Origin of the sequence: Kitasatospora sp. NPDC058965 (assembly GCF_042741245.1) — a bacterium.
Lineage (GTDB): Bacteria > Actinomycetota > Actinomycetes > Streptomycetales > Streptomycetaceae > Kitasatospora.
On the sequence record NZ_JBHYKG010000268.1, the window covers coordinates 1 to 11,991 of the forward strand.

The following is an 11,991-nucleotide window of genomic DNA, read 5'->3' on the forward strand; positions in this document are numbered from 1 at the left end:
GCCCCTGGCCCGGGCCGAGGCCGAAGGCGCCGCCGTCGACCGGCTGCTGCGGGCCGGCGGCCCGGCGGGCGGCCGCGGCCTGCTCCTCCTGGGCCCGCTTGAGCGGGTTGCCGGACTTCTTGCGGCCCTTGGCGGCCGGCGCCTTCTTGGCGCTCTTCTTGCCGCCGCCCATGCCCGGGATGCCCGGCATCCCGGGGATGCCCTTGCCGGAGGCCATCGCGGTCATCATCTTGCGGGCCTCGAAGAACCGCTCGACCAGGTTGTTGACCTCGCCGACGCCGACACCGGAGCCCTTGGCGATGCGCAGCCGGCGCGACCCGTTGATGATCTTCGGGTCGGTCCGCTCGGCCGGGGTCATCGACTTGATGATGGCGCCGACCCGGTTGACGTCCTTGTCGTCGATGTTGTTGATCTGGTCCCGGATCTGGCCCATGCCCGGCAGCATGCCGAGCAGCTTGGAGATCGAGCCCATCTTCTGGACCTGCTCCAGCTGCGACAGGAAGTCGTCGAGGGTGAAGTCCTTGCCGCCGCCCTGCAGCTTGGCGGCCATCTTCTCGGCCTCGGCCTGCGAGAAGGTCTGCTCGGCCTTCTCGATCAGCGAGAGCACGTCGCCCATGCCCAGGATGCGCGAGGCCATCCGGTCCGGGTGGAAGGCGTCGAAGTCGTCGACCTTCTCGCCGTTGGAGGCGAACATGATCTGCCGGCCGGTGATGTGCGCGACCGACAGCGCGGCACCGCCGCGGGCGTCGCCGTCCAGCTTGGACAGCACCACGCCGGTGAAATCGACACCCTCGAGGAAGGCCTGCGCGGTGGTCACCGCGTCCTGGCCGACCATCGCGTCGACCACGAAGAGCACTTCGTCCGGGTTGACCGCGGCGCGGATGTCGGCGGCCTGCTGCATCAGCTCGGCGTCGATGCCCAGGCGGCCGGCGGTGTCGACGATGACGACGTCGTACTGCTTCTGCTTGGCGTACTCGATCGAGTCCCGGGCCACCTGGACCGGGTCGCCCACGCCGTTGCCCGGCTGCGGGCCGTAGAACGCGACGCCGGCCCGCTCGGCCACGATGCCGAGCTGGTTGACCGCGTTGGGGCGCTGCAGGTCGCAGGCGACCAGCAGCGGGGTGTGCTTCTGCTGCTTGAGCCAGTGGCCCAGCTTGCCGGCCAGGGTGGTCTTGCCCGCACCCTGCAGACCGGCCAGCATGATCACCGTCGGCCCGGTCTTGGCGTACCGCATCCGGCGGGTCTCGCCGCCGAGGATGTTGATGAGCTCCTCGTTGACGATCTTGATGATCTGCTGGGCGGGGTTGAGGCCGCCGGACAACTGCACGCCCAGCGCGCGTTCCTTGACCTGCTTGATGAAGGCCCGCACCACCGGCAGCGCGACATCCGCCTCCAGCAGCGCGATCCGGATCTCCCGGGCGGTGGCGTCGATGTCCGCCTCGCTGAGGCGGCCCTTGCCCCTCAGGTTCTTGAACGTCGCTGCGAGGCGGTCGGAAAGAGTGTCGAACACGTCGGTCGCGGGTCCCTTGCGGCATCGGTATGAGTACGGTCGTCGCCCACCAGGGTATCCGGACGGCCGCCGGACGGCCCCCACCCGGTCAGCGCAACGCCTCCTGCACCTGTTCGGCGACCCGGCGGGCGGCCTGCGGTTCGAGCGGCCGGCCGGCCGGATCGGTGAGGTAGAAGGCGTCCACCGCATCGGCTCCCAGGGTGGAGACGAGGGCGGTGCGCACCCGGACCCCGGCCCCGTCCAGCGCCCGCCCGATCCGGTGCAGCAGCCCGGGCATGTCGTGCGCGCGCACCTCCAGCACGGTCGCGCTGGCCGAGGCGCCGCCGGGGGCCACCGTGACCAGCGGCGGGGGCGGGGTGATGCCGCGCCGGCGCGGCGCCGCCGCGTCCCGCTCGGCCAGCCGGCGCCCCGGGTCCAGCGAGCCGTCCAGCGCCCGGCGCAGGTCGGCCCGCAGCCGGGCCGCCTCCGGCAGCTCGCCGAACTCGGCCGCCACCCGCCAGGAGAAGAGCAGCACCGGCCCGGCCCCGATCGGGTCCAGCTCGCGCAGGGTCAGCGCGCGGACGGTCAGCCGGTTCAGCGCCAGCACCCCCGCCACCGTGCCGAGCAGCCCGGGCCGGTCCGGCAGCGCCAGCGCCAGCTCGACGCCCATCGCCTCGCCGGCCGCGGAGGAGTGCGCCACCTCGGCGCGCAGCAGCAGCGCCGGCTCCCCGGTCCGGGCCGCCTCCACCGCCAGCCGCTCCTCCTCCACCGAGGCCGTCGTCGGCGCCCCGGCCGGACCGGGCGGCCCCTCCCCCGCCAGCACCGCCGCCACCCGCTCCACCAGGCCCGCGACCAGCGAGGCCCGCCAGGCGCTCCAGGCGGCCGGCCCGGTGGCGGTGGCGTCCGCCTCGGTCAGCGCGTGCAGCAGCTCCAGGTGCTGGACGGTGCCCACCGTCTTGGCGATCAGGTCCACGGTGGCCGGGTCGTCGGGGTCGCGCCGGGTGGCGGTGTCCACCAGGGTCAGGTGGTGGCGCACCAGCAGCGCCAGGCTCTCGGTGTCGTCCTGGTCGAAGCCCATCCGGGCCGCCACGTCCCGCACGATCACCTCGCCCGCCTCCGAGTGGTCGCCCGGCCAGCCCTTCCCTATGTCGTGCAGCAGCGCCACCACCAGCAACAGGTCGGGCCGGGCCACCCGGCGGGTCATCGCCGCCGCCCGCACCGCGGTCTCCACCAGGTGCCGGTCCACCGTCCAGACGTGCACCGCGTTGCGCTGCGGGCGCCAGCGCACCCGCTCCCAGTCCGGCAGCAGCCGGGTGATCAGCCCCTCCGCCTCCAGCGCCTCCCAGACCGGCACGCACGCCTCGCCCGCGCCCAACAGGGTGACCAGCTGCTCGCGCGCCTCGTCCGGCCAGGGCACCGGCATCGGCCGGCTCTCGGCGGCCAGTCGGCGCACCGTCGCGTGACCCACCGTCAGGCCGGCCTGGGCGGCGGCCGCTGCGGCCCGCAGCCAGAGCACCGGGTCGGCGGCCGGTCTGGCCGCCTGGGCCAGCACCGCCTCGCCGTCCTGCTCCACCACGCCCTCGGCCAGCGGCCGGCGCTCCACGGTCCCGCGGGCCACCGCGCCGGAGCCGCGCCCGAGCCCGGTGAACGGGAAGCCGAAGCTGCGCCGCCCGCGCGACTGCCGGGCCGCCAGCAGCCGGTCCACCGCCCGCCAGGTCACGTCACCCGCGTAGGCCACGGTGCGCCCGGCCCGGTACACCTGGCGCAGCAGGGTGTCCGCGTCCAGCACCCCGAGCTGCCGGGCCACCTGGTCCTGGTCCTGCAGGCTGAGCCGCTCGGTGGCCCGCCCGGTGGCCAGGTGCAGCTCGTCGCGCACGTCGCCGAGCAGCTCGCGCGCCTCGGCCAGGCCGTCCCGGGGCGCGTCCGCCAGCCAGGAGGCTGCGATCGCGTCCAGCGCCACCACGTCGCGCAGCCCGCCGCGGGCCTCCTTGAGGTCGGGCTCCAGCAGGAAGGCCAGCTCGCCGTGGCGCTCGGCCCGCTCGCGGCCCAGCTCGCCCAGCTGCGGCAGCCGCTCGGCGGCGCCGGCCCGCCAGTCGGCCAGCACCGCCGAGCGCAGCTGCGCGGTCAGCTCCGCGTTGCCCGCCACGTGCCGGGCGTCCAGCAGGCCCAGCTGCGCCTTGAGGTCCTCGGCGGCCACCGCGCGGGCCTCGGCGAGCGTGCGCACCGAGTGGTCCAGCGCCACCCCGCTGTCCCAGACCGGGTACCAGATCCGGTCGGCCAGCGCGGCCACCGCACCGCCCCCGTGCAGCAGCAGCAGGTCCAGGTCGCTGCGCGGGGACAGTTCGCCGCGCCCGTACCCGCCCACCGCCACCAGGGCCACCGAGTCGGGCGCCCCCGCCCCGGCCAGCAGCGCGGCCAGCCAGCGGTCGGTCAGGGCGGCCAGCCGGGCGCGGCGGCGGCGGCCGGTCAGCTCCGGGTCGGCGAGCAGTGCGGCGCGGGCCGACTGGTGGGCGGCGGGCTCCGTCGGGTCGATCGTGGTCACTGGGGCTCCCGGCTGGTGAAACGCCGTCAGCGGACCCGCGACTGCTCGCGGGTCCGCTCGGCGGGACTTGACTGAGGAGGGTTTCGCTAGAGCGCGTCGGGTCCGCGCTCGCCGGTCCGCACCCGGACCACCGTGTCCACCGGGACGCTCCAGACCTTGCCGTCCCCGATCTTGCCGGTTCGGGCCGCCTTGACCAGGACGTCGATCACGTCGTCGGCGTCGTCGTCGGCGACCACGACCTCTATCCGGATCTTCGGCACCAGGTCGACGGTGTACTCGGCACCGCGGTAGACCTCGGTGTGGCCGCGCTGGCGGCCGTAGCCGCTGGCCTCGGTCACGGTCAGGCCGTGCACCCCGAAGGACTGCAGGGCCTCCTTGACGGCGTCCAACTGGTGGGGCTTGACGACGGCGGTGATCAGCTTCATCAGGCGTCAACCTCGGTCTTGTGGGCCGTGTCGGCCGCCGCGGTAACCAGGGTGGGGGTGCTCAGGGCCCGGGACAGGCTGGCCCCGACGGCGCTGAAGTCGTAGGCCGACTCGGCGTGCTCGGCCTGGTCGATGCCGGCCACCTCGACGTCCTCGGCGACCCGGAAGCCGATGGTCTTCTGGATCGCCTGGCCCAGCAGCCAGGAGATCACGAAGGAGTAGACCGCGACGACCGCGACACCCAGTGCCTGCTTGCCCAGCTGGCCCCAGCCGCCGCCGTAGAACAGGCCCTGCGCGGTCTGGCCGACGTGGCCGGTGGCGAAGAAGCCGATCAGCAGCGAGCCGACCGCACCGCCGACCGCGTGCACGCCCACCACGTCGAGCGAGTCGTCGAAGCCGAGCTTGTACTTGAGCGAGATCGCCGCGGCGCAGACGGCACCCGCGATCAGGCCGATGGCCACCGCGCCCAGCATCGAGACCGAGCCGCAGGCCGGGGTGATGGCGACCAGACCGGCCACCGCGCCGGAGGCGGCGCCCAGCGAGGTGAAGGCACCGTGCCGGATCTTCTCGTAGGCCAGCCAGCCGAGCATCGCGGCGGCGGTGGCGACCTGGGTGTTCATGAAGGCCATGCCCGCCACGCCGTTGGCGGCCAGCGCCGAGCCGGCGTTGAAGCCGAACCAGCCGAACCAGAGCAGACCGGAGCCGAGCATCACCAGCGGCAGGCTGTGCGGGCGCATCGGGTCCTTCTTGAAGCCGACCCGCTTGCCCAGCACCAGGCAGAGCGCCAGCCCCGCGACACCGGCGTTGATGTGCACCGCGGTGCCGCCGGCGAAGTCGATCACGCCCTGCCGGTCGCCGAGCCAGCCGCCGTGCCCGTTGTCGAAGAAGAACACCCAGTGAGCGACCGGGAAGTAGACGATGGTCACCCAGAGCGCGATGAACAGCGACCAGGCGGTGAACTTGGCCCGGTCCGCGATGGCGCCGCTGATCAGCGCCGGGGTGATCACCGCGAACATCAGCTGGAAGGCGGCGAACGCGGTGACCGGGATCGAGCCGCTCAGGTCGTTCAGGCCGATCCCGCGCATCCCGAGGTGGTCGAGGTTGCCGATCAGGCCGTGGAAGGCGTCGGTGCCGAAGCTGAGGGTGTATCCGTAGAGCACCCAGAGCACGCTGACGATCGCGAGCGAGATGAAGCTCATGACCAGCATGTTGAGCGTGCTCTTGACCCTGACCATGCCTCCGTAGAAGAAGGCCAGGCCCGGGGTCATCAACATGACCAGGGCCGCACTGATGAGCACAAAGGCGGTATCGCCTGCGCTGAAGCCGTCCGGCATCGGCGTCTCCTCGTGGTGAAAGCCGCTCCACCCTCGGGATCCTGTCCCGTGCCACCCGGGGTGTCGGCGATGAAGAGGAGAGTGCCGAAGGCGGGTTTCGGCCAGTGCGGCTCGGTGTTTCACCACCGTGACACGGCTGACGTCCCAGTTACGGGTACGTGAACTCCGGCCGTGCCATGACAGGTGGTGGGGTACCGTGCCCCCGCACCGCACCCGGGGTGTCCGGACGATCACCCCGGGTCCACACGGCGGCGCCGGTCAGACCGCCTCGTACTCCGGGATCTGCTCGACCACCAGATCCGCCAGCCGGTTGACGGCCGGAACCGATCGGTAGTCCCGGTTGGCCGCCTGGGTGGTCTTGCGCACCCGGGTGTTCAGCCGCTCCGAGCGCACCTTCCCGGCGATCTCCACCGCCTCCTCCGCGATCACCGCCGCCTGCTCCGGCTCGCCCTGCAGCAGGTGCACGCTGGCCATCCCGACCAGGTTGAAGGCGTAGGAGCGGGTGTGGTTCTCCATGTCCTGGCGGAACAGGTCCACCGCGGTCTCCATGTGCGGCGCGGCCAGCGAGGCGTACCGCGGGCTGCGGCTGGAGTGGTACGCCAGGTCGCGGAACGAGTGGGCGTTCTCCGCGTACAGCTCGGCCTTGGTGAAGAAGCGCAGCCAGTCCGGGTCCTGCTCGACGGGGCCGGCGTCGCTGAAGGTGTCCTCGGCCAGCCGCACCGCCCGGGCGCACCGGTTGACCTCGCCGGTGTTGGAGTAGGCGCGCGCCTCCATCGCGTAGAGCAGTGCCTGCTGCCGCGGGGGCGCGGTGTCCCGGCTGCCGTACTGGGCCAGGTGGATCAGCTCCAGCGCGTCGTCGCCGCGGTTGAGGTGGATCATCTGGCGGGCCATGTCGGTCAGGATCAGCGCACCGAACGGGCGGTCGCCGGCCTCCTTGGCCGCGTGCAGCGCCAGCACGTAGTACTTCTGCGCGCTGGGGTGCATCCCGACGTCGTAGGACATCCAGCCGGCCAGGTGGGCCAGCTCGGCGGTGAGCCGGAACAGCCGCTGGGTGACCTGGGGGGCGTAGGTCTCCTGGAGCAGGTCGGTGACCTCGTGGAGCTGGCCGACCACCGCCTTGCGGCGCAGGCCGCCGCCGTTCTGCGCGTCCCACTGGCGGAACATCACCGTGGTCTGCTCCAGCAGCTGCAGCTCGGGCTCGGAGAGCCGGCCGGTGTAGGGCTCGCCGCCGTTGGCCGTGGTGAGGATGCCGGTCGGCGCGCCGCTCGGGCCGGGGGTGAGCCAGCGCTGCATCGGCTCGATCAGCGCGGCGCCGGCGGTCAGCGCCAGCGAGGTGCCGAGGAAGCCGCGCCGGTTCAGCATCAGGTCGCTGCGCGAGTACTCGCTGATCAGCTGGACCGTCTGCGGGCCGCTCCAGGGCAGGTCCACCCCGTTGGCCGCGACCGTGGAGACCGGGACCGCGACCCGCAGCCCGAGGTCCTCCTCGGAGACCACCGAGCCGAACCGCTCGGAGAACAGGTCCGACATGATCTTCGGGATCGGCTCCCGCGGTTGCTCGCCGTCCAGCCAGCGGCGCACCCGCGAGGTGTCGGTGCTGACGTGGTGGGCGCCCATCTGCCGGGCCTGGCGGTTCACCTGGCGGGCGAACTCGCCCTTGGACCAGCCGCTGCGGGTGAACCACGCCGTCAGCTTCTCGTTGGGCTGCTTCTCTGCCATCCAGGGTCACCTGTCCCGCCCGACCCCGTCCGGGGTCCCGCCGCTACCCGCCCGCACACCGACAAGTCCCGGTGTGTGAGCCGAACGTAACGTGCCGTGAGCCGTCCGGGGGATGGTTCGCCGGGAAACGCCACCATTCGCCACCCCCACGAGTGAAGCCGTCCGTGTCTTCGCAGCGCTTCACTGGAATCCACCGGATCGAGCTGGTGCGCGCCGCCCGCCGCGCGCCGCCGCCGTGAAATCCGCGCTACCGGCCAGAATTTGACACAACGTCACAATCCCGTAACCGCCGGCAACCAAAACCTGTTGGGGGTGGCATGGACAACCTGTTCGGCGATCTGAGGTTCGGCTCGCGCCGCCGCACCCGCGCCACCGCGTGCCTGGCCGCAGCCGAGTACGCCGGGCGCTGGGGCTGGGCGGTCGCCCTCGGCGACGCCCCGGGCCGGGCGCCCGCGGGCGCCTGCCCGTGCGGCCGGACGCGCTGCGCGGCACCCGGACTGCACCCGCTGCCCGGCGCCCGGGCCCGCGAGCTGGCGCCCGGCGCCGCCCCGCAGGAGGTGCGCGCGCTCTGGGACGGCGAGCCGGGCGGCAGCGTGCTGCTGCCCGCCGGCCGCAGCTTCGACGTGCTGGACGTGCCCGAGCCGGCCGGCCTGCGCGCCCTGGTCCGGCTGGAGCGGATGGGCACCCAGGTCGGTCCGGTGCTGGCCGCGCCGAACGGCCGGCTGCTCTTCTTCGTCGCCCTGGGCACCGCCGAGAAGCTGCCCGACCTGCTCTACCGGATGGGCTGGGACGACGCCGCGCTCGACCTGACCTGCCACGGCGCGGGCAGCTACCTGGCCGCCCCGCCCACCGTGCTGCCCGGGCTCGGCCCGGTGCGCTGGCTGCGCCGCCCGTGCCGGGAGGGCGCGGCCCGCCCGCCGCAGGCCCGGCTGCTGCTCGGCACCCTGGCCTACGCGTGCCACCGCGGCCGGGAGCGCGCGGTGGCCGCCGAGCCGGCCTGGCTCGCGTCCTGAGACGCCGCCGGGCCGCTCCCCGCGCTGGGGGAACGGCCCGGGGGGGCTGACGACGGGTCAGTCGCCGATCAGCGCGTCCACGAAGGCGGCCGGGTCGAACGGCGCCAGGTCGTCGGCGCCCTCGCCCAGCCCGATCAGCTTGACCGGCACGCCCAGCTGGCGCTGCACCTGGACCACGATGCCGCCCTTGGCGGTGCCGTCCAGCTTGGTCAGCACGATGCCGGTGATGTCGACCACCTCGGCGAAGACCCGCGCCTGGACCAGCCCGTTCTGACCGGTGGTGGCGTCCAGCACCAGCAGCACCTCGTCCACCGGACCGTGCTTCTCCACCACCCGCTTGACCTTGCCGAGCTCGTCCATCAGACCGGTCTTGGTGTGCAGCCGGCCGGCGGTGTCGATCAGCACGGTGTCCGCGCCCTCGGCGATGCCCTCCTTGACCGCGTCGAACGCCACCGAGGCCGGGTCGCCGCCCTCCGGGCCGCGCACCGTGCGGGCGCCGACCCGCTCGCCCCAGGTCTGCAGCTGGTCCGCGGCGGCGGCGCGGAAGGTGTCGGCCGCACCGAGCACCACCGTGCGCCCGTCCGCCACCAGCACCCGGCCGAGCTTGCCGGACGTGGTGGTCTTGCCCACGCCGTTCACGCCGACCACCAGCACCACGGCCGGGCGCCCGTCCTCGTGCTTGGCGGTGTGCAGCGTGCGGTCGGTGTCCGCGCCGATCAGCGCGACCAGTTCCTCGGCCAGCAGGGTGCGCAGCTCGTTCGGGGTGCGGGTGCCCAGCACCTTGACCCGGGTGCGCAGCCGCTCGACCAGCTCCTGGGTGGGCGCCACGCCGATGTCGGCGGTGAGCAGGGTCTCCTCGACCTCCTCCCAGGTGTCCTCGTCCAGGTGGTCCCGGGAGAGCAGGGTGAGCAGGCCCTTGCCGATCGCGCTCTGCGAGCGCGACAGCCGCGAGCGCAGCCGGACCAGCCGGCCGGCCGTGGGCTCCGGCGTCTCGATCTCCGGCGCCGCGGGGGCCTCCGGGGCCGCGGGGGCCTCCACCGCCTCGGGCCCGGCCGGGAGCGGGACCTCCTCCACGGTCTGCACCGGAGCCTCGCGCGGCGGCGCGGCCTCGTCACCGACCTGCGGCTCGCGGGGGGGCGCCGGGACCTGGGTGGTCGGAGCGGGCGGCTTCGGGGGCAGTGCCTTGCGCCGCCTGCCGCTGACGACGAGACCGGCGACCGCGCCGACGGCGACCACCGCGATGACCACGGCAAGGATCACGTATTCCACAAACAGGCTCCTTCGCTCCGGACTGACTGGTGATCCCCGCGCCGGTGACGTTCCGCCACGCCGCTGCTACGCTCTGCCGTGCACCGCTGGCGCCGGTCAGGGCTCGGCCGTCATGAGGTCATCACGACCGGGTGAGAAGCCCCCTCGCGGACCGAGGGGGAGGAGTCACAACACGAGCCAGTATCCGCGATCGGCGCTCCGGCACGGGCGAGGCCCGGCCCCGCCGGGCCGATCAGCCCGCCCGCAACCGCTGGCTGATCACCTGGGAGATGCCGTCGCCCTTCATGGTCACGCCGTACAGCGCGTCGGCGCACTCCATGGTGAGCTTCTGGTGGGTGATCACGATCAGCTGCGAGCTGTCCCGCAGCTCCTCCATGATCGCGATCAGCCGGCGCAGGTTGGTCTCGTCCAGCGCCGCCTCCACCTCGTCCATCACGTAGAACGGGCTCGGACGGGCCTTGAAGATGGAGACCAGCATCGCCACCGCGGTCAGCGAGCGCTCGCCGCCGGAGAGCAGCGAGAGCCGCTTGACCTTCTTGCCGGGCGGCCGGGCCTCCACCTCCACCCCGGTGGCCAGCATGTCCTCCGGGTCGGTGAGCACCAGCCGGCCCTCGCCGCCGGGGAAGAGCCGGGCGAAGACGCCCTCGAACTGGGCCGCGGTGTCGTGGAAGGCCGCGGTGAACAGCTGCTCGACCCGCTGGTCCACGTCCCGCACGATGTCCAGCAGGTCGCGCCGGCTGCGCTTGAGGTCCTCCAGTTGCTCGCCGAGGAACTGGTGGCGCTCCTCCAGCGCGGCGAACTCCTCCAGCGCCAGCGGGTTGACCTTGCCCAGCTGCAGGTAGGCCTTCTCGGCCGCGCGCAGCCGCTTCTCCTGCTCGGCGCGGACGTACGGGCGCGGCTCGCCGGGCTCCTGGCCCTCCTCCGGGACGGGCGGCGGCACCGGCCGGTCCGGCCCGTAGCCGGCCAGCAGCTCCTCCCCCTCGATGCCGAACTCCTCCAGCGCCCGGGTCTCCAACTGCTCGATCCGCAGGCGCTTCTCGGCCCGCAGCACCTCGTCCCGGTGGCCGGCGTCGACCAGCTTGTCCAGCTCGTCCTTGAGTTCGCGGCCCTGCTCGCGGGCGGTGCGCAGCTCGGCCTCCCGGGCCGCCCGGGCCTGTTCGACCGTGCTGCGCTCGGCCTCGGCCCGGCCGAGCGAGACCTCCAGGCAGACCAGCAGCTGTCCGGCGCCGGCCGCCACCGCCCGGGCCACCGCCGCCTCGTGCGCGGCCCGGCGGCGGCGCTCGGCGGCCCGGGCCCGCGCCTCGCGCTCGGCCCGGGCGGCCCGGTCCAGGCTGTCGGCCCGGCCGGCCAGCGAACGGACCCGCTCCTCGTGGGTGCGCACCGCGAGCCGGGCCTCCAGCTCGGCCTGCCGGGACCGGGTGCCGGCCTCCGCCAGCCGGTCGCGCTCGGCCGGATCCGGCTCCTCGCCCTCCTCGGCCGACTCCTCGGCCGCGGCCGCCCGCGCCGCGAGCTCCTCGGCCGCCGCGGCGGCCGACAGCCGGCCCTCCTCCGCCCGCCGCACGGCGGCCTCGGCCCGCTCGGCCTCGCCGGCCGCGGCCCGGGCCTGGCCGCCGAGGCGACCGAGCGAACCGGCCACCTCGGCGCGCTGCTTCTCGGCCCGGCGCCGCTCACCGGCCAACCGCTCGACCTCGTCGGCCAGGGCACGGCGGTCCTGCTTCGCCCCTTCCAGCAGCTCGGCCAGCTCGGCGGCGCGGCCGGTCAGTTCGGCCAGCTCACGGGCGGCGGCGTCGACGGCGGCCCGGGTCTCCAGCAGGCTGGGCGCCCCCGCGGCGCCGCCCTGGGCGAGCGCCGCACCGAGCAGGTCGCCCTCGGCGGTGACCGCGGTGAGTCCGGGGTGGGCGGCGAGCAGGTCCTGGGCCCGGTCCAGGTCGGCGACCACCACGGTGGCGGCGAGCAGTCGGCGCACCGCGGGGCGCAGCCCGTCCGGGGCCTCGACCAGTTCGGCGGCCCAGCGCGCACCGTCCGGCAGCGCGGGCGCGGCGGGGCCGGGCTCCGGGTCGGGCGCACCGGCGATCAGCACCGCGGCGCGGCCGCCGTCCTCGGCGCGCAGCAGGCGGAGCGCCGCGGCCGCGGTCGGCCGGTCGGTCAACGCGACCGCGTCGGCGGCCGCGCCGAGCGCGGCCGCAAGCGCCGTCTCGTGGCC

General features: G+C 74.4%; 8 protein-coding genes. 1 reads left to right on the forward strand and 7 read right to left on the reverse strand.

Annotated features, from left to right (window positions below; translation table 11 throughout):
• From ffh to ACFW1A_RS31380, 5 genes are all read right to left on the reverse strand, one after another.
• A partial coding sequence (gene ffh, locus ACFW1A_RS31360; RefSeq protein WP_380414794.1) for a signal recognition particle protein occupies positions 1–1,510 on the reverse strand: 1,510 nt, incomplete at its 3' end.
• 88 nt (positions 1,511–1,598) lie between these two features.
• Positions 1,599–4,031 carry a [protein-PII] uridylyltransferase gene (locus ACFW1A_RS31365; protein WP_380414796.1) on the reverse strand — a complete coding sequence of 811 codons (2,433 nt, stop codon included), beginning with the start codon at positions 4,029–4,031 and terminating at the stop codon, positions 1,599–1,601.
• A gap of 86 nt (positions 4,032–4,117) precedes the next feature.
• Complete coding sequence (locus ACFW1A_RS31370; protein ID WP_380414798.1) at positions 4,118–4,456, reverse strand: P-II family nitrogen regulator; 339 nt, start codon at positions 4,454–4,456, stop codon at positions 4,118–4,120.
• Complete coding sequence (locus tag ACFW1A_RS31375; RefSeq protein ID WP_380414800.1) at positions 4,456–5,790, reverse strand: ammonium transporter; 1,335 nt, start codon at positions 5,788–5,790, stop codon at positions 4,456–4,458. Before ACFW1A_RS31375 ends, ACFW1A_RS31370 begins: the two co-directional genes overlap by 1 nt.
• Positions 5,791–6,048: 258 nt before the next feature.
• On the reverse strand, positions 6,049–7,506 hold the full coding sequence (locus ACFW1A_RS31380; protein ID WP_380414802.1) for a hypothetical protein: 1,458 nt from the start codon (positions 7,504–7,506) through the stop codon (positions 6,049–6,051).
• 317 nt (positions 7,507–7,823) lie between these two features.
• On the opposite strand from ACFW1A_RS31380, the gene ACFW1A_RS31385 reads away from it, so the two are divergent.
• Positions 7,824–8,519: a bifunctional DNA primase/polymerase gene (locus tag ACFW1A_RS31385; RefSeq protein WP_380414804.1), complete on the forward strand. Its 696-nt coding sequence runs from the start codon at positions 7,824–7,826 to the stop codon at positions 8,517–8,519.
• 57 nt (positions 8,520–8,576) lie between these two features.
• On the opposite strand, the gene ftsY is transcribed toward ACFW1A_RS31385, so the two are convergent.
• Both ftsY and ACFW1A_RS31395 read right to left on the reverse strand, forming a co-directional pair.
• Complete coding sequence (gene ftsY, locus ACFW1A_RS31390; protein ID WP_380414806.1) at positions 8,577–9,788, reverse strand: signal recognition particle-docking protein FtsY; 1,212 nt, start codon at positions 9,786–9,788, stop codon at positions 8,577–8,579.
• Positions 9,789–10,020: 232 nt separating this feature from the next.
• Positions 10,021–11,991, reverse strand: a 1,971-nt coding sequence (locus ACFW1A_RS31395) for an AAA family ATPase (protein WP_380414807.1), incomplete at its 5' end; no start/stop codon positions are given.

Excerpts from the sequence above, each read along its gene's own strand:
- ACFW1A_RS31370 (WP_380414798.1), bottom strand. The coding sequence starts at position 4,456 with ATGAAGCTGATCACCGCCGTCGTCAAGCCCCACCAGTTGGACGCCGTC.
- ACFW1A_RS31375 (WP_380414800.1), bottom strand. The coding sequence starts at position 5,790 with ATGCCGGACGGCTTCAGCGCAGGCGATACCGCCTTTGTGCTCATCAGT.
- ACFW1A_RS31380 (WP_380414802.1), bottom strand. The coding sequence starts at position 7,506 with ATGGCAGAGAAGCAGCCCAACGAGAAGCTGACGGCGTGGTTCACCCGC.
- ACFW1A_RS31385 (WP_380414804.1), top strand. The coding sequence starts at position 7,824 with ATGGACAACCTGTTCGGCGATCTGAGGTTCGGCTCGCGCCGCCGCACC.